Source organism: Phenylobacterium sp. (assembly GCF_965229015.1).
Classification (GTDB): Bacteria; Pseudomonadota; Alphaproteobacteria; order Caulobacterales; family Caulobacteraceae; genus Phenylobacterium.
Window position 1 is genome coordinate 979,047 of record NZ_CBDDIM010000001.1, and the last position, 17,125, is coordinate 996,171.

The 17,125-nt window shown below is 70.2% G+C and carries 16 protein-coding genes; 10 read left to right on the plus strand and 6 right to left on the minus strand.

The features are described from left to right. Positions 1 to 24 precede the first annotated feature (24 nt). Positions 25 to 1,665, minus strand: a complete 1,641-nt coding sequence (locus ACO06I_RS04890) for a CTP synthase (RefSeq protein ID WP_421931478.1) — start codon at positions 1,663 to 1,665, stop codon at positions 25 to 27. Positions 1,666 to 1,813: 148 nt separating this feature from the next. Then, on the minus strand, positions 1,814 to 2,239 hold the full coding sequence (gene secG, locus ACO06I_RS04895) for a preprotein translocase subunit SecG (RefSeq protein WP_421931479.1): 426 nt from the start codon (positions 2,237 to 2,239) through the stop codon (positions 1,814 to 1,816). Positions 2,240 to 2,352: 113 nt separating this feature from the next. On the opposite strand from secG, the gene ACO06I_RS04900 reads away from it, so the two are divergent. Together ACO06I_RS04900 and ACO06I_RS04905 are read left to right on the plus strand one after the other, a co-directional pair. Next, entirely contained in the window at positions 2,353 to 2,868 is a 516-nt protein-coding gene (locus tag ACO06I_RS04900) for a GNAT family N-acetyltransferase (RefSeq protein WP_421931480.1), read from the plus strand. 31 nt (positions 2,869 to 2,899) lie between these two features. After that, positions 2,900 to 3,310: a VOC family protein gene (locus ACO06I_RS04905; protein ID WP_421931481.1), complete on the plus strand. Its 411-nt coding sequence runs from the start codon at positions 2,900 to 2,902 to the stop codon at positions 3,308 to 3,310. Between the two features lie 128 nt (positions 3,311 to 3,438). On the opposite strand, the gene ACO06I_RS04910 is transcribed toward ACO06I_RS04905, so the two are convergent. Next, positions 3,439 to 4,365 (minus strand): oxygenase MpaB family protein, encoded by a 927-nt coding sequence (locus ACO06I_RS04910; RefSeq protein WP_421931482.1) that lies wholly within the window; start codon positions 4,363 to 4,365, stop codon positions 3,439 to 3,441. A 104-nt stretch (positions 4,366 to 4,469) separates the two neighbouring features. Between ACO06I_RS04910 and ACO06I_RS04915 the strand changes: the two genes are divergently transcribed. Then, on the plus strand, positions 4,470 to 5,594 hold the full coding sequence (locus tag ACO06I_RS04915) for an esterase-like activity of phytase family protein (protein ID WP_421931483.1): 1,125 nt from the start codon (positions 4,470 to 4,472) through the stop codon (positions 5,592 to 5,594). A 22-nt stretch (positions 5,595 to 5,616) separates the two neighbouring features. Here the strand turns inward: ACO06I_RS04915 and tpiA are convergent, their stop codons facing one another. After that, positions 5,617 to 6,360 (minus strand): triose-phosphate isomerase, encoded by a 744-nt coding sequence (gene tpiA, locus ACO06I_RS04920; RefSeq protein ID WP_421931484.1) that lies wholly within the window; start codon positions 6,358 to 6,360, stop codon positions 5,617 to 5,619. A 137-nt stretch (positions 6,361 to 6,497) separates the two neighbouring features. Here tpiA and ACO06I_RS04925 point away from each other — a divergent pair, with 137 nt between their 5' ends. Together ACO06I_RS04925 and trpE are read left to right on the plus strand one after the other, a co-directional pair. Next, positions 6,498 to 8,429, plus strand: a complete 1,932-nt coding sequence (locus tag ACO06I_RS04925; RefSeq protein WP_421931485.1) for a SurA N-terminal domain-containing protein — start codon at positions 6,498 to 6,500, stop codon at positions 8,427 to 8,429. Beyond that, complete coding sequence (gene trpE, locus ACO06I_RS04930) at positions 8,426 to 9,958, plus strand: anthranilate synthase component I (RefSeq protein WP_421931486.1); 1,533 nt, start codon at positions 8,426 to 8,428, stop codon at positions 9,956 to 9,958. The genes ACO06I_RS04925 and trpE overlap by 4 nt, the downstream gene beginning before the upstream one ends. Positions 9,959 to 9,967: 9 nt before the next feature. On the opposite strand, the gene ACO06I_RS04935 is transcribed toward trpE, so the two are convergent. Then, on the minus strand, positions 9,968 to 10,168 hold the full coding sequence (locus tag ACO06I_RS04935) for a hypothetical protein (protein WP_304699897.1): 201 nt from the start codon (positions 10,166 to 10,168) through the stop codon (positions 9,968 to 9,970). Positions 10,169 to 10,248: 80 nt separating this feature from the next. Between ACO06I_RS04935 and ACO06I_RS04940 the strand changes: the two genes are divergently transcribed. From ACO06I_RS04940 to lexA, 4 genes are all read left to right on the plus strand, one after another. Beyond that, positions 10,249 to 10,839 carry an anthranilate synthase component II gene (locus tag ACO06I_RS04940; protein ID WP_421931487.1) on the plus strand — a complete coding sequence of 197 codons (591 nt, stop codon included), beginning with the start codon at positions 10,249 to 10,251 and terminating at the stop codon, positions 10,837 to 10,839. After that, on the plus strand, positions 10,839 to 11,855 hold the full coding sequence (gene trpD / locus ACO06I_RS04945; protein WP_421931488.1) for an anthranilate phosphoribosyltransferase: 1,017 nt from the start codon (positions 10,839 to 10,841) through the stop codon (positions 11,853 to 11,855). Before ACO06I_RS04940 ends, trpD begins: the two co-directional genes overlap by 1 nt. Further along, a complete protein-coding gene (gene trpC / locus ACO06I_RS04950; protein WP_421931489.1) occupies positions 11,852 to 12,640 on the plus strand; it encodes an indole-3-glycerol phosphate synthase TrpC in 789 nt (262 codons plus the stop codon). Before trpD ends, trpC begins: the two co-directional genes overlap by 4 nt. 83 nt (positions 12,641 to 12,723) lie before the next feature. Next, on the plus strand, positions 12,724 to 13,419 hold the full coding sequence (gene lexA, locus ACO06I_RS04955) for a transcriptional repressor LexA (RefSeq protein ID WP_304699904.1): 696 nt from the start codon (positions 12,724 to 12,726) through the stop codon (positions 13,417 to 13,419). A 109-nt stretch (positions 13,420 to 13,528) separates the two neighbouring features. Here lexA and ACO06I_RS04960 read toward each other — a convergent pair whose 3' ends face one another. Then, positions 13,529 to 15,613: a ComEC/Rec2 family competence protein gene (locus ACO06I_RS04960; protein ID WP_421931490.1), complete on the minus strand. Its 2,085-nt coding sequence runs from the start codon at positions 15,611 to 15,613 to the stop codon at positions 13,529 to 13,531. A gap of 100 nt (positions 15,614 to 15,713) precedes the next feature. Between ACO06I_RS04960 and gltX the strand changes: the two genes are divergently transcribed. Continuing rightward, the gene (gltX, locus tag ACO06I_RS04965) at positions 15,714 to 17,117 is read left to right on the plus strand and encodes a glutamate--tRNA ligase (RefSeq protein WP_421931491.1); all 1,404 of its coding nucleotides are present in this window, start codon (positions 15,714 to 15,716) and stop codon (positions 17,115 to 17,117) included. Positions 17,118 to 17,125: the final 8 nt, after the last annotated feature.

A 17,125-nucleotide genomic window follows, 5' to 3' on the forward strand; every position in this document is an offset into this window, starting at 1 on the left:
CGAGATCGCGTCTTCACCCCCGACCTAGACCAGCCGCGAGCGGTCCTTCGCGGCGCCGATGAAGCTGGCGAACAGGGGGTGGGGCTCGAAGGGACGGCTCTTGAGCTCAGGGTGGAACTGGACGCCGATGAACCAGGGATGGTCGCTGCGTTCGCAGATTTCCGGCAGGACGCCGTCGGGCGACAGGCCCGAAAACGCCAGGCCGGTCTGCTCGATGCGGTCGCGGTAGTCGATATTGACCTCGTAGCGGTGCCTGTGGCGCTCGCTGATGGTCAGGCCGCCATAGATCTCCGAAACCTTGGAGCCGGGCGTCAGGACCGCCTCGTAGGCCCCCAGGCGCATGGTGCCGCCCAGGTCGTCGCCCTCCTTGCGGACCTGGCGCTCATTGCCCTTGGTCCACTCGGTCATCAGGCCGACGATGGGCTCGGCGGTGGGGCCGAACTCCGTGGAGGAGGCGCCCTCGATGCCGGCCAGGTTCCGGGCCGCCTCGATCATGGCCATCTGCATGCCGAAGCAGACGCCGAAATAGGGGATCATGTGCTCGCGGGCGAACTGGACGGCGCGGATCATGCCCTCCGAGCCGCGCTCGCCGAAGGCGCCGGGGACCAGGACGCCGTGGACGTCGGTGAGGCGCTGGGCGATCAGCCCCTCCTCCCGCTCGAAGGCTTCGCCCTCGATCCAGTCGAACCTCACCCGCACGTTCTGGGCGACGCCGCCGTGGATCAGGGCCTCCACCAGGGATTTGTAGGCGTCGGTGAGGCCGGTGTACTTGCCGACGATGGCGATGTTCACCTCGCCGTCCGGATTGGTCAGGCTGGCGGAGATGGCCTTCCAGCGGGTCAGGTCCGGCGCGGGCGCCGACTCGGCCATGCCGAAGACGTCGAGCACCTCCCGGTCCAGGCCCTGCTCGTGATAGTCGAGGGGCACGTGGTAGATGTTGGCGCTGTCCATCGCCTGGATGACGGCGCTTTCGCGCACATTGCAGAACAGGCCGATCTTGCGGCGTTCGCCCTGGGGGATGGGCATTTCGCAGCGGCAGAGCAGGATGTCGGGCTGGATGCCGATGGACCGCAGCTCCTTGACGGAGTGCTGGGTCGGCTTGGTCTTCATCTCGCCGGCGGTCTTGATGTAGGGCAGCAGGGTCAGGTGGATGTAGCAGGCGTGGCCGCGAGGCAGCTCCTGGCCCAGCTGGCGGATCGCCTCGAAGAACGGCAGGCCCTCGATGTCGCCCACCGTGCCGCCGATCTCCACCAGGACGAAGTCGACGCCCTCCCCTGGGTCCGACAGCACGAACTCGCGGATCTGGTCGGTGACGTGCGGGATCACCTGGACGGTGGCGCCGTTATAGTCGCCGCGCCGCTCCTTCTCGATGATGGTCTTGTAGATCTGGCCGGTGGTGATGTTGTCGGCCTTGGTGGCGTTCACCCCGGTGAAGCGCTCGTAGTGGCCCAGGTCCAGGTCGGTCTCGGCGCCGTCGTCGGTGACGAAGACCTCGCCGTGCTGATAGGGGCTCATCGTCCCCGGATCGACGTTGAGATAGGGGTCGAGCTTGCGAAGGCGGACCTTGTAGCCCCGAGCCTGCAGGAGCGCGCCGAGCGCCGCGGAGGCCAGACCCTTCCCCAAGGAGGAGACCACGCCGCCGGTGATGAAAATGTACCGCGTCATGGGCGTTCAGATTAGCCGTGATTCGCAGCGCGCGCGCTGTGGTGATTCGTGAAACTTGCTTGCGGGCGCAAACGCCGCACCTCGCCCCACCCATGAGGGATCACGCCGCGTGCGCGGCGCCGACGCCAGATCGACCATGGCGATCGGATCAGGGCTTGGCGGGGGCGGGCGCGGCCGGGGTCGTCCCCTCCGCCTCGCCGGTGAAGGGATTGCGCACCTGCGGGGTCGGGGCGGTCAGGGGCGCCGGCGCCGCGCTGGGGCTCTCCGGCTGCGGCTGCGGAGCGCGGTTCAGCTTGTTGGGGTCGATGGACTCGACCTTCATGCGGTCGACGACGGACTCCGCCGCGCCCTGGCGGCCCGACAGCAGGGTGAGCGCCAGGCTGAGCACGAAGAAGGTGGAACCCAGGATCCAGGTGACGCGGGTGAGCAGGTCCCCGGCGCCGCGGGCGCTCATGAAACCGGTCGGTCCGCCGCCCATGCCGAGCGCTCCACCTTCCGAGCGTTGCATCAGCACCACGACGATGAGGCAGACACAGACGATGATGTGGATGGTGAGAAGGATGCCAAGCAGCATGTGTACGTCCGATAGCCTCGGCCGAAGGAGCGGAGCCGAAATGAAGCGCGCGCTCTACCACTGAGATGCGCGCAAGGCCATAGCTAGGGCGTCGCACGTCGCGGGCAAGACCAATGATTCTCGAAACCGAACGCCTGAACCTCCGTCCCCTCGAGGTCTCCGACGCCGATCTGCTGTTTCCCCTGATGAACGACGCCGAGGTCATGGCCCACTGGGACGTGCCCGAAATCGACGATCCCGACCTGGTCCGCGCCATCGTCGCCGGTCAGGTTGAGGACATGGCGGGGGGCCGGGCGCTCTACTGGGCCATGCGCACCCTGCAGGGGGAGCAATTCCTGGGCTGCTGCGACCTGTCGGACATCGACCGCTGGCACAAGCGCGCCGAGGTCGGCTTCATGCTGGGACGCGGCGCCTGGGGACAAGGCTACGCCGTGGAGGCCATGCGGGCGGTCATCGCCTACGCCGCGTCGACGGGCCTGCGGCGGCTGACGGCGCGCACCCACCTGGGCAACCGGCGCTCCGACGCCCTGCTGGAGAAGCTGGGCTTCAAGGAAGAGGGCCTGCTGCGCGGCCACGTCCTGCGCGACGGCGACCGCCGCGACTGCCGTCTGTTCGGCCTGCTGCTCTAGCCTTGCGACCTGAACGGACTATCTGAGACCCATGACCGACCATCCGCTTCAACTCGCCGGCTTCGACCACATCGTCCTGCGCATCCGCGACAAGGCCTCGATGATCGCCTTCTACACCGACGTCCTGGGATGTTCCGTGGACTGGGACCGTCCGGAGCTCGGCCTGACCCATCTACGGGCCGGGGCCAGCCTGATCGACCTGGTGACGATCGACGGGAAGCTGGGCGCCCTGGGCGGCGCTGCGCCGGGCAATGAGGGCCGCAACCTCGACCATTTCTGCCTGACCGTCACGGGCTTCGACGACGCCGTCATCCGCGCCCATCTGGCCGCCCATGGCGTGGCCATCAGCGAGGAGGGCCCCCGCTACGGGGCCCACGGCGACGGCCTGTCGATCTACCTGCAGGACCCCGAGGGGAACACGGTGGAGCTGAAGGGGCCTTAGGCCACTCCACTGTGTCACCCCGTGCTCCATTGTGTCATCCCGCATGGAGCGCCGCAGGCGCGGAAGTGCGGGACCCAGATGCGCGGGGCGTGCAGGATGGATCGGTGCTTCTGGGTCCCGGTCTTCCGCTACGCGGAAACCGGGATGACACTTTGGGTGGGTGTCGCGCGGGCCGCCAGCAGGCGTTCCTGCGCGCGCCGGCTGCGATAGAGAAAGTTCTCCGGCAGCCCCAGGCGCCTGCTGGCCTGGCACGGCGCCGAATCGCGGACCGGGATGCGGTCGGCCAGCTTGCCGGCGATCTTCAGGGCCAGGCGGTCGGCGCCCGTCAGGTCGTATTCCGGGCCCAGGGCCAGCTTCTCGCGCACGATGGGCGGCAGCAGGGAGACCGAGGCGCGGGCCAGGGCCCGGTGCAGGAACTTGGGCAGGCCCGGCGCGGCCTGGCCCGACTGGATGATGGCCAGGAACTCCTCGACGATGGGGTGCGGCTCGAAGCGGTCGACGAGCCTGTCCATCATGCCCAGGAAGTCGGCGGTGGACTTCGGCGCGTACTGCACGCCGTAGAGCCGGGCGATCGGCCCGCCCTCCTCGTAGAAGCGGGTCTTGTCGGCCTCCGAGACCGGCGAGACGAACCGGTCATAGGCGTTGAGGAAGCCGTAGGCCGCCGTGGCGCTGACCCAGTCCAGCAGTTCCGGATCCAGGGCCTTGTAGGCCTCGCCCGTGGGCGTCGCGCCCTTGACTCTGGCGTGCATGTTGGAGACGCCCTGGATCACCCGGCGCGCGGCGCTCTGCGGGCCATAGACCCCCACCATGGCCGCCACGCCGGTGCGCTTGGAGCGGCCGATGGGGTCGGCCTTGTAGGTGGAATGGTCCCAGACCCCGGAGCAGATGCGGGCGTCGGCGAACTCCAGCAGCACCGCGGCGACGCCGCCGACCGCCAGGGCGATGGGGTTCTTGTAGACCCGCCAGTGCACCGAACCGGGCTGCAGATAGGCCGCCTCCCCCAAGGGCTGGCCGTAGTCGATCTTCCAGCCGAGATAGGAGGTCATTTCGGTCATGGTCGAACTCCGGTGTGGCGACGCTCTGCGATCCGGAGGATCGTCGCGATGCGCAGGCGCGGTTCAAGCTATCGAATCCGACAGGCCGCTTCAGAAGGATTTGCATGACGCCGCCGCGCTTCACGGTCGAACGGCTGGCCTGGCAGGATCGTTCGCTGGGCGAGGTGGTGCTGCCCGACCAGGTGCTGCGCGCCACCCTGGGGCTAGGCTCGGGCCTGACGCGACGCCCCGGCGATCGGCCCGGACGACTATGGGCGCTGGGAGACCGGGGCCCCAACCTGAAGGTGGATCAGGCTCGGAATATCTATGGCGTGCAGGGGCTCACCCACCTGCGCGATGTGCCGGGCGCCAAGATTCTGCCGATGCCCGAGTTCGGGCCGAGCCTGTCGGAACTGCAGATCACGGGAAACCGGGTCGAGTGGCTGAGGACATTGCCGCTGCGGGCGGCTTCGGGGGCGCCGATCACCGGCCTGCCCCTGCCCGGCGGCGACGCCGCAGCGATGGAGCCTTTGTTCGACCTGGATGGCCGGCCCCTGGGCGCCGATCCGAACGGCGCCGACAGCGAGGCGGTCGTGGCCATGACCGACGGCTCGTTCTGGGTCGCGGAGGAATACGGGCCATCACTGATGAAGGTGCGGGCCGATGGCGTGGTGGATCTGCGCTGGACGCCGGAGGGGCTGGTGGCGGCCGGCGGGCGGGACATCCTGCCGTCCATGGCGAGCCGCCGGCGGCTCAACCGCGGGTTCGAAGGCCTGGCGGTGTCGCACGACGAGACGCGGCTCTATGTCGGGTTCCAAAGCGCCTTCGAGGGCGACGACGCCCGAGCCGCGCGGATATGGACCCTGGACGCGGTGTCCGGCGCGCTGCTGGCCGAGCACAGCTATCCCCTCGATCCCCCGGAAAGCTTCCTGAGGGACCTCGCGGCGGGACCGGTGGCGCCCAGCGACCTGAAGATCGGTGAGCTGCTGTGCGTGGGCTCCGGCCGGTTGCTGGTGCTGGAGCGCATCACCCATACCAGCAAGGTCTACGCGGTCGACCTGACCGGCGCCGAGGTGCTCGACAAGGAGCTGATCTTCACCAGCGACGAGGCTCCGGAGGTCGCCCCGGACCTTGAAGGCATGATCGCGCTGTCGGACCGCGAACTCCTGCTGGTGAACGACAACGACTTCGGCATCGAGGGCGTGGAGACGCGGTTCTTCCGGGTGCGGTTCGACCGGGCGGTGATTTAGCTGAACCGGGGCCGCCTCAGCCTCAGACCGCGCCGATGATTCCCAGGAAGTCGGCGGCCTTCAGCGAAGCGCCGCCCACCAGGGCGCCGCCCACTTCGTCGGCGTGGAGGATCTCGGCGGCGTTGGAGGGCTTCACCGAGCCGCCGTAGAGGATGGCCACCGTCGCGCCGTGGGCGCCAAAGACGTCCGTCAGGGTGGCGCGGATGGCGCGGTGGACCTCGACGATCTCCTCGGTGGAGGGGGTGAGACCCGTGCCGATGGCCCAGACGGGTTCATAGGCGACGCAGAAGGCCTGGCCGGCCAGGTCGGCGGGCAGAGAGCCCCTCACCTGCCCGGTGACGACCTCCAGGGCCTTGCCGGCCTTGCGCTGCTCCAGGGTCTCGCCGACGCAGACGATGGGCTCCAGGCCGGCGGCGAGGGCCGCCACCGTCTTGGCGGCCACCAGGGCGTCGGTCTCGCCATAGCCGCTGCGACGTTCGGAGTGGCCGAGGATCACCAGCTCGGCGCCGGCGTCGGCCAGCATGCTGGCGGCGATGTCGCCGGTATAGGCGCCGGCGGCCTCGGCGCGGCAGTCCTGGCCACCCACCAGCACATTGGTGGCCTTCAGCGCATTGGCCATGCGGGAAACCAGGGTGGCGGGCGGGCAGATGGCGACGCGGGCCTTGGTCGATCCGAGGCCGGCGGCGGTGGCCAGCGCCTCCCCAAGGGACGCGGAATCCCCGTTCATCTTCCAGTTTCCGGCGATCAGGGGGGTGGGGGCGGTCATCAAGGCCTCGCTTTTGTCGTGTTCCCTGGGCGAGTAAGGCGCCTTGTGTTTTCTGTCACGCGCTTGCGGGGGCCAAGCGGCCTCCACTATACCGCCCGTTCCGATGCTCGCCCCGCGGGGCCAGGAAGACCGTCCACATGCTCGCCGCCGTCCGCACCTTCGCCAAATCCTGGGTCGCCGCCGTTCTTATCGGCCTGCTGATCGTCAGCTTCGCCATCTTCGGCATTCATGACGTCTTCAAGGGCGGGGTCTCCAATTCCGTGGTGACTGCCGGGTCGCGCAAGGTCTCGGCCACCGACTTCAAGCGGGAGTTCGACAATTTCCGCAAAGGCGCCGAGCAGCAGGTGGGCCAGCCGATCACCAACGAGGTGGCCGCCGCCAACGGCCTGGACACCCGGGTGCTGAACGACGTCGCCAACCGCGAGGCCTTCGGCGAGATGCTGTGGAAGATCGGCGTGCGGCCCTCCGACGTGCTGATCACCCGCGAGCTGCAGAAGATTCCGGCCTTCTTCGACCAGGTCTCCGGCCGCTTCGACAAGGCCCTCTACGCCCAGCGCCTGAGCGAGAACGGCCTGACCCCGCCAGCCTTCGAGATGATCATGCGCGACCAGATCGCCGAGGCGCACCTGGCCTCGGCCTTCGCCAACGGCCTGCGGGTGCCGCGCGCCTATACCGCCCTGGGCGCCATCTACGGGCTGGAAAGCCGCGATGTCGGCTACTTCACCGTCGATCCGCGCACGGTGGCCCCGCCGCCCCTGCCCACCGACGCCCAACTCACCACCCTGATGCAGGAAAACGCCGCGGCCCTGACCCGTCCGGAATTCCGCGTCCTGACCGTGGTCCGCTTCAGCCCCTCCATGGTCAGCGCCGATCTGCCGATCGATCCCGCAGAGCTGCAGAAGCGCTTCGAATATCGCCGCGACACCCTTTCCAAGCCCGAGACCCGCAGCCTGATCCAGATTCCGGTGAAGGACGCCGCCGCGGCCCAGACCGTGGCCGCCCGCCTGGCCAAGGGCGAGGCGCCGGCCGCCATCGCCAAGTCCCTGGGGGTCGACGCCATCACCTATGCCGACAAGCCGCGCACGGCGATCGCCGACCCCAAGGTCGGGGAAGCCGCCTTCCGCCTGCCCGTCGGCCAGATCACCCCGGTGAAGGGCGACCTCGGCTTCGCGGTGATCGCGGTCAGCAAGATCACGCCTGGTCAGGCCGTCACCCTCGACCAGATCCGTCCGCAACTGGAGGCCGAGCTGCGCAAGGACGCGGCCGCCGAAAAGGTCTACGCCATGAGCCAGGCCTATTCGGACGCCCACGACAGCGGCGCCAACCTGGCCGAATCCGCCAAGAAGGCCAATGTGCCGGTCCTGACCATTGGCCCGGTGTCCGAACAGGGCGGCAGCCCGCAGGGCCAGCCCGTGCCCGGCGTGAACGAGAAGCTGCTGAAGAGCGCCTTCAGCCTGCCCCAGGGCGGCGAAAGCGAGGTCGAGGAAGCCGGCCAGGGCGAGTATTACGCCGTCCGCGTCGACAAGATCATCCCCAAGGCCATGCCGCCGCTGGCCGAGGTCAAGCCGCAGCTGACCCGCGTCTGGATGATGCGCGAGATGGTCAAGCGCCTGCAGGCCAAGGCCGACGAGCTGGCCGCCCGGGTGCGCAAGGGTGAGAGCCTGGAGGCCGTCGCCGCCACGGTGGGGGGCCAGGTGGGCCGCGCCACCGGAATCGACCGCCAGAACGCCGGCCAGAACAAGATCCTGTCCCGCGACGCCCTGATCAAGGCCTTCAACGCCAAGTCCGGCGAGGTGTTCACCGCCGAGGCTACAACCTTCGGCCTGATCGTCGGCAAGCTGGAGGCGGTCCGCGCCCCCACCGGCCCGACCCTGGCCCGCATCACCGAGGAAAGCCGCCCCCAGATGACCGAGGGGACCTTCCGCGAGATCCAGGAGGACGCCCGCAAGGCCGCGCGGTCCCTGGTGAAGGTGAAGACCAATGCCAACAATGCGCGCATCGCGCTGGGCCTCGAACCCCTCGAGACCAAGAAGGACGCCAAGGCGGCCAAGACGGAGACGGCGAAGTGACGATCGAACCTGCGTTTGCGGACTTTGAGCAGAAATATGCCCAAGGCGCGCCGCAGGTCGTCTGGACCCGTCTGATCGACGACCTCGAGACCCCGGTCTCGGCCTATCTGAAGATCGCCCACGGGCGGCCCTACGCCTTCCTGTTCGAGAGCGTGGAGGGCGGCGCCTGGAGGGGCCGCTATTCGGTGATCGCCATGAAGCCCGATCTCGTCTGGCGGTGCCGGGGCGACGTGGCCGAGATCGCGCAGGGCGCCGGCATCGCCGCCGGCCAGTTCGTGACCCAGAAGGGCGGCGCGCTGGATTCGCTGCGCGACCTGGTGGCCGCATCGCGCCTGGACCTGCCCGCGGGCCTGCCGCCGATGTCGGCCGGCGTGTTCGGGGCCATCGGCTACGACATGATCCGGCTGGTGGAGAAGCTGCCCAACGTCAATCCCGACCCCCTGAACCTGCCCGACGGCCTGATGATCCGGCCCTCCATCGTCGCCATCTTCGACGCCATCGCCCAGGAGATCATCCTGGTGACGACCGTGCGGCCCGACGGGCTGTCGGCGCGGGCGGCCTTCGACGCGGCCCAGGCGCGGCTGGAGGGGGTGATGGACGACTTCCGCAAGCCCGCCCCGCCGCTCTCCGGCGACGGCGTGGCCGAGCCCGACGCCTTCACCACCCCGGTCAGCCGCGAGGACTATCGGGCCATCGTGGAACGGGCCAAGGACTACATCCGCGCCGGCGACATCTTCCAGGTGGTGCCCAGCCACCGGTTCCGCGCGCCCTTCAGCCGCGATCCCTTCGCCCTCTACCGGTCGCTCCGGCGGATGAACCCCTCGCCCTTCCTGTTCTATCTGAACTTCGGCGACTTCCAGCTCGCCGGCTCAAGCCCCGAGATCCTGGTGCGGCTGCGGGACGGCAAGATCACCATCCGCCCCATCGCCGGCACCCGTCCCCGCGGCGCGACGCCGGAGGAGGACCTGGCCCTGGAGGCCGAGCTGATCGCCGACCCCAAGGAGCGGGCCGAACACCTGATGCTGCTGGACCTCGGCCGCAACGACGTGGGCCGGGTGGCGATGCTGAACAAGCCGGGCGCCAACGAGCCGCCCACGCCCTCCAAGGGGTCGCACGTGCGGGTGACCGCCAGCTTCTTCGTGGAGCGCTACAGCCACGTCATGCACCTGGTCTCCAATGTCGAGGGCGACGCGCCCGAGGGCCTGGATCCCGTGGACGTGCTGATGGCCGCCCTGCCCGCCGGCACGCTCTCGGGCGCGCCCAAGGTCCGGGCCATGCAGATCATCGACGAGCTGGAGCTGGAGAAGCGCGGCATCGCCTATGCGGGCGCCGTCGGCTATTTCGGCGCCGACGGCTCGGTGGACACCTGCATCGTCCTGCGCACCGCCTGCTTCAAGGACGGGATGATGTACGTCCAGGCCGGCGGCGGTGTGGTGGTCGATAGCGATCCCGACGCCGAGTACGACGAGACCCTGCACAAGGCCCGCGCCCTGCGCCGGGCGGCCGAGGAAAGCTGGCGCTTCGTCTAGTCGAGGCGCCTAGCGGTCGCCCTGCACGACGTGCTGGGTGATCACCGGCGGCGCCAGGATCATGGCGGTGGCCAGGGTCAGGGCCGTGGAGGCCGCGAAGGCCGCGGCGCAGAGCACCGGCCACATCGATTCCTTGGCCGCCGGCGTCGCCAGCAACAGGCGGGCGCGGGCGATCTGGTCGGCGTCGAGGACGGAATCAGCGGGCGGCATGGCCACAGCCTCCGCTCAACTTGCACCCGGCGCAATGCGCGGACTTGGCGCAGGAGCGCCTACAGCCTAGATGGACGATCATGATCCTGGTCATCGATAACTACGACAGCTTCACCTACAACCTCGTCCACTATCTGAACGAGCTGGGGGCGGAGACGCTCGTCTATCGCAATGACGCCCTGACGGTTCCGGGGGCCCTGGGGCTGAAGCCGGACGGCATCCTGCTCTCGCCGGGCCCCTGCACCCCCAACGAGGCCGGCATCTGCCTGGGCCTGATCACCGGCGCGCCGCAGGACCTGCCGATCCTGGGGGTCTGCCTGGGCCATCAGGCCATCGGCCAGGCCTTCGGCGGCGAGGTGGTGCGCGCCAAGGCGATCATGCACGGCAAGACCAGCCCCATCCACCACACCGGCAAGGGGGTGTTCGCCGGCCTGCCCAACCCCTTCACCGCCACCCGCTATCACAGCCTGTCGGTGGCCAAGGAGACCCTGCCCGACGTCCTGGAGGTCACCGCCTGGACCGACGACGGCGAGGTCATGGGCTTCCAGCACAGGACCCGGCCGATCCACGGGGTGCAGTTCCACCCGGAATCCATCGCCACCGAGGGCGGCCACCAGTTGCTGGCCAATTTCCTGGACCTGGCCGGCGCGCCGCGGACCGTCCCGGCCTGATGTCCGACGCCTTCAAGCCTCTGCTGGGCCTGCTGGCCGACGGCGCGACCCTGTCGGAGGAGGACGCCGGAAACTTCTTCGCCGCCTGCCTGCGGGGCGAGCCGACCCCGGCCCAGGTGGCCGCGGCCATCACCGCCATGCGCCTGCGCGGCGAGACCGTCGGCGAGATCACCGCCTGCGCGCGGGCCATGCGCCGCGCCGCCGTGACCCTGGACCACCCCCATGACGTCATCGACGTCTGCGGCACCGGCGGCGACGGCCTGCACACCCTGAACATCTCCACCGCCGTGGGCTTCGTGGCGGCCGGCGGCGGCCTGAAGGTCGCCAAGCACGGCAACCGGGCGCTGTCCTCACGCTCCGGCGCGGCCGACGTGCTGAGCGAGCTGGGGGTCGACATCTCGGCCTCCACCGAGCGCCAGCTGCAGGCGCTGGACGAGGCCGGCATCTGCTTCATGTTCGCCCAGGCCCATCATGGCGCCATGCGCCACGTCTCGCCGATCCGGGCCGAGCTGGGGTTCAGAACCCTGTTCAACCTCTTGGGACCGTTGACCAATCCGGCCGGCGCCAAGCGCCAGGTGATGGGGGTCTTCGCCGAACGCTGGGTCGAACCCCTGGCCCGCGTGCTGGGCGCGCTCGGGACCGAGCGGGCCTGGGTCGTCCACGGCGGCGGCATGGACGAGATGACCACCACGGGGGAAACGGTCGTGGCCGAATGGCGCGAGGGCCAGTCGCGGCTGTTCACCGTCACCCCTGAGGCCGTGGGCCTGAAGCGGGCGGCCCTGGCCGACCTGACCGGGGGGACGCCGGCCGAGAACGCCGTGGCCCTGCGCGCCCTGCTGGACGGCGAGACCGGGGCCTATCGCGACATCGTGCTGCTGAACGCCGCCGCCGCCTTCCTGGTGGGGGAGAAGGTGGAGACCCTGCGCGACGGGATCGACCTGGCGCGCGCCGTCATCGACGACGGCCGGGCCAGGCGCGCCCTGGAGCAGCTCGTGGCCATCACGAGCGTACCGTGAGCGACATCCTCGCCAAGATCGCCGCCTACAAGCGTGACGAGGTCGCCGAGCGGAAGGCCCTGCGCACCGTGGCCCAGGTGGAGGCCGCCGCGGCCCGGGCCTCCGCGCCGCGGGGCTTCCGCGCCGCCCTGGAACGCGCCCACGCGCCGGGTCGCCTGGCCCTGATCGCCGAGATCAAGAAGGCCTCGCCCTCCAAGGGGCTGATCCGCGCCGACTTCGACCCGCCGGCGCTCGCCCGCGCCTATGAGGCCGGGGGCGCGGCCTGCCTCTCGGTGCTGACCGACGGGCCCAGCTTCCAGGGCGCCGACAGTTTCCTGACCGCCGCGCGCGACGCCTGCGCCCTGCCCGCCCTGCGCAAGGAGTTCCTGGTGGACCCCTGGCAGGTGGCCGAATCCCGGGCTCTGGGGGCCGACGCCATCCTGGTGATCCTGGCCATGGTCGATGATTCCGTCGCCGCCGCGTTGATGCGGGAGGCCGCCCGATTCGGCCTGGACGCCCTGGTGGAGGTCCACGACGAGGGCGAGATGGCCCGGGCCGGGGCGCTGGGCGCGACCCTGGTGGGGGTCAACAACCGCGACCTGCGCAGCTTCGAGATCGACCTGGCCATCACCGAGCGGCTGGCGGCCCTGGCCCCCGCAAACGCCTTGCTGGTCACGGAAAGCGGCATCTTCACCCCCGCCGACGCCGCCCGCCTGGAGCGGTCGGGCGCCCGCGCCATGCTGGTGGGGGAAAGCCTGATGCGTCAGGCCGACGTGGCGGCCGCGGCGAAGGCCCTGCTCGCCTAGCCCGCGGTCAACTTGACATTAACGAAGAACGCCTAGAGAACATCGGCAAGGTTTCTGCTTTGTTCTTTAAGGGCTCTACGTCCATGCTCACCCGCAAACAGCACGAATTGCTCATGTTCATCCATGAGCGGATCAAGGAGAGCGGCGTCTCGCCATCCTTCGACGAGATGAAGGAGGCGCTCGACCTGGCGTCCAAGTCCGGCATCCACCGCCTGATCACGGCGCTCGAGGAGCGCGGCTTCCTGCGCCGCCTGCCGCACCGGGCCCGGGCCCTGGAAGTGGTGAAGCTGCCGCAGCAGGCCACCACCTCCTCCCCGCCCAAGGGCCGCGCACCCTTCAAGCCGCAGCTGGTGGAGGCCGGATCGTCCGCCCCGCAGCCGGCGGCGGCCAACGACACCCGCGAGATCTCCATCCTCGGCAAAATCGCCGCCGGCACCCCCATCGAGGCGATCCAGCAGGAGCGCGACCGCATGCACGTGCCCGAGAGCATGCTGGGCGCGGGCGAGCACTTCGCCCTCGAGGTGCAGGGCGACTCCATGATCAACGCCGGCATCCTGGACGGCGACTATGTGGTGATCCGCAAGACCGACACCGCCACCTCCGGCGAGATCGTCGTGGCCCTGGTGATGGGCGAGGAAGCCACCCTCAAACGCCTGCGCAAGAAGGGGGCCTCCATCGCCCTGGAGGCCGCCAACCCGGCCTATGAGACCCGCATCTTCGGACCCGACCAGGTCCAGGTTCAGGGCCGCCTCGTCGGCCTGATCCGCAAGTACCACTAGACCCTGACCGTTTCAGACGGACTCATCTGAAACGACAAAACGGGTCTAGATTCAAGATATTAGAGCACGTCGGGCGGCGGAACCGGTATCCACTTCCGCCTGACGTGCTCTAGTTCGTCCAAGGGCGCCGGCCCCGCAGGGTCTGCGCCCACACGATCCTCCAGCCCTGCGCCGTGCGATAGAGTTCGGCCGAGCCGCCGCGGGCGAAGTCGTCCTCGGTCAGCAACAGGGCCCCAGGGCAGTCGGAGGCGCTCGCCGCGCCACGCACCACCACCACCTGCGCCCATTGGCAGAACAGCGGCAGCTTCTTCTCGATCGTGGAGGCGCGCCGGGTGAAGACCGCGGCCACGCGCGGGCCCGAGCCGGGCCTCGGGGCGCAGGACCAGCGGTCGCAGTCATAGAGGGCGTCGCGGGCCGCAAGACCGTCCGTGGCCGGCTCCAGGCCGCGCCGTCGCGCCCAGAGCTCGGCGCCGAACAGCTTCACATCGGGGCGGAACAGAACCGCCTGCCCGCCCTGCCGCACCGCCAGGGTCGAGCCGTCGGCGGCGATCCAGATGTCCGGCGGCGGCGGGCGCGGGGTCAGGGTGACGGCCAGGGCGAGCGGGAGGCCGGCCCAGCGCAGAGGCCCCTTCCACAGACAGAGCCACAGGATGCCCAGGAAGGCCGCCGGCAGGGTCCAGGCCGGCGCGCTGGCCACGATGATCTGGGCGTGGGGCAGGCCCGCCGCCGTCGCGGCGATGCGGTTCATGGCCTCGATGGCCAGGCCCGCCGCCCGCAGGGGGGCCTCCCCCAGGCCCAGGGGCGCCAGCACCGCCCCCAGGGCCAGGGCCGGCATCATCAGGAAGGAGGAGATGGGCGCCACCAGCAGGTTGGCGGCCAGGCCGAAGGTGGAGACCCGGTTGAAGTGCTGCATGGCGAAGGGGCCGGTGGCCAGGCCCGCCACGAAGCTGGCCGCCAGGCTGGCGCCGAGCCAGGTCCCCACCGCCTGGACGCCGCGGATCGGCCAAGGCGCGTTGATCTCCCGCACCGGCCGCGGCCAGAGCTCGGCCAGGGCGACGAGGGCCGTGGTGGCGGCGAAGGACATCTGGAAGCCCGGCTCGGTGACCGCCTCCGGCTGCAGGGCCAGGATCACCAGGGCGGCGACGGCCAGGGTGTGCAGGCTGATGGCGCGGCGATCCACCAGGATGGCCCCGAAGGCCGCGCAGGCGGTGATGGCGGCCCGCTCGGCCGGCGCCGGCGCGCCCGAGAGCACCAGATAGGCCAGGACGGCGGCGAGGCCGGCCAGGGCCGCGGCCTTCTTGCTGGACAGACGCAGGGCGAGCCAGGGCCAGGCCGCGATCAGCAGGCGTACCCCGGCGAAGGCGAAGCCGCCGACGATGGCCATGTGCAGGCCGGAAATGGAGATGATGTGGGCCAGGCCCGCCGCCCGCAGGGCGTCCACCTGTTCCTTGGGCACGAAGGCCTCATGCCCGGTGACCATGGCCGCGGCCAGGCCGCCGCTCTCCACCCCCATCTGGTCGACGATCTTGCGCGCCAGGGCCCAGCGGGCGGCGTTGACCCGCATCTCCAGGGCGAGGCGCCAGGGCGGCGGCTCGGCGAAGATCTGGCGAGGCGCGGTGAGGGTGAAGCCCACCCCGCCGATTTCCTCGAAGAAGGCGTCGCGGGCGAAGTCGTAGGAGCCGGGGCTGGCCGGCGGCGGCGGCGGGTTCAGCATGCCGCGCAGGCGGACGGCGGTTCCCGGAGCCGGCAGGGCCGCGTCGGCCTGCAGGGTGACCCGCGCGCGGATCGGGGTCGCCTCGGGGTCCAGGCCGCCGACCCGGATCGGCGCCAGCAACAGACGTGGGCCGCCCTGCCCCGGACTGGCGACGTCCACCACGAAGGCGTCGATGGTCGCCATCCCCCGGCCGGCGGGCGCCTGGGGGGCGCGGACCTGCTCGGTGCGCAGCTTGCCCGCCGCGAAGCCGGCCAGGGCGAAGGCCGCCAGGGTCAGGGCCACGGCCAGGGCGCGGCTGCCGCCCCATCGCGCGCGGATCAGCAGCAGGCCGCCGGCCAGGCCCAGGACGGCGAGGGCCAGCAGGGCGAGGGGCTCGCGCGGCAGGGCGAAGTAGGCCGCCGCGCCGCATCCGAAGGCCACTGGCGTCCACAGGCCGAGCCGGTCGGCCTGGGCGGCGGCCTGGGCGTGCAGCCACGCCATCGCATCGGCGGCGCTAGGAAGCTTGCGGACGGGCGTGTAAATAGGCGCCGCGATCGCGTCGGCCTCCGCCGACGCCGCCTCACCCATAGTCCCGAGCTCGATGTCCGACCGTCCCGTCGTCACCCGTATCGCCCCCTCGCCCACCGGCTACATGCATATTGGCACGGCCCGCACGGCCCTGTTCAACTGGCTTTACGCCAAGCGCATGGGCGGCAAGTTCCTGTTGCGCATCGAGGACACCGACCGCGAGCGCTCCACCCTGCCCGCCGTCCAGGCGATCTTCGACGGCATGGCCTGGCTGGGGCTGACGCCTGACGAGGAGCCGGTCTTCCAGGCCGCGCGCGCCGACCGCCACGTCCTGGCGGCCCAGGAGCTGCTGTCCCGCGGCCGGGCCTATCGCGACTACATGACGCCTGACGAGTTGACCGCAGAGCGCGAGATCGCCCGCGCCGAGGGCCGGGCGGTGCGCTCGCCCTGGCGCGACCAGGACGCCAACTTCAACGACCGTCCCTTCGTGGTGCGCTTCAAGGGCCCGCAGGAGGGTGAGACAGTCATCCACGACCTGGTGAAGGGCGACGTGACCTTCAAGAACAAGGACCTGGACGACCTCATCATCCTGCGGACCGACGGCACGCCGACCTACAACCTCGCGGTCATCGTCGATGACCACGAGATGGGGATCACCCACGTGATCCGCGGCGACGACCACCTGAACAACGCCGCCCGCCAGACCCTGATCTACGAGGCCCTGGGCTGGGAAGTGCCGGTCTGGGCCCACCTGCCGATGATCCACGGCCCCGACGGCGCCAAGCTGTCCAAGCGGCACGGCGCCCAGGCGGTGAGCGAGTTCGACGACATGGGCTACCTGCCCGAGGCCATGCGCAACTACCTGGCGCGGCTCGGCTGGGGCCACGGGGACGACGAGATCTTCTCCGACGAGCAGGCCCAGGCCTGGTTCGACGTCACCGACGTGGTCAGCGCCCCGGCCCGGCTGGACTGGGCCAAGCTGAACCACATCAACAACCACTATCTGCGCCAGGCGGAGATCGGCCGGCTGACCGACCTGACCGTGCGCGTCCTGAAGAGCCGGGGCGAGACCCTGCACGACGGCGACACCGACATCCTGCACCGCACCATTCCGCTGGTCCGGGACGGCGCCAAGACCCTCCTGGAGTTGGCCGACGCTGTGGTCTTCGCCCTGAAGCGGCGGCCCCTCGAACTGCCCGAGAAGACGCTCGCCCTGCTGAACGACGAGACCCGCGCGCGCTTCGCGCGCCTGCGCCAAAACCTCGCAGGCCAGGCCGAGTGGGAGGTCGTCGCCCTCGAGGCGGCCCTGCGCGCCTTCGCCGAAAGCGAGGGCGTGGGCCTTGGAAAGATCGGCCCAGCCTTACGTGGCGTCCTGTCGGGCGGGTCGCCCGCGCCCGATCTCGCCGGCGCCTTGGTAAGCCTCGGAAAAGCGGAAAGTCTCGGTCGGCTTGACGATGCCCTTTCGCCCGCTGCGTAAGCCGGTAT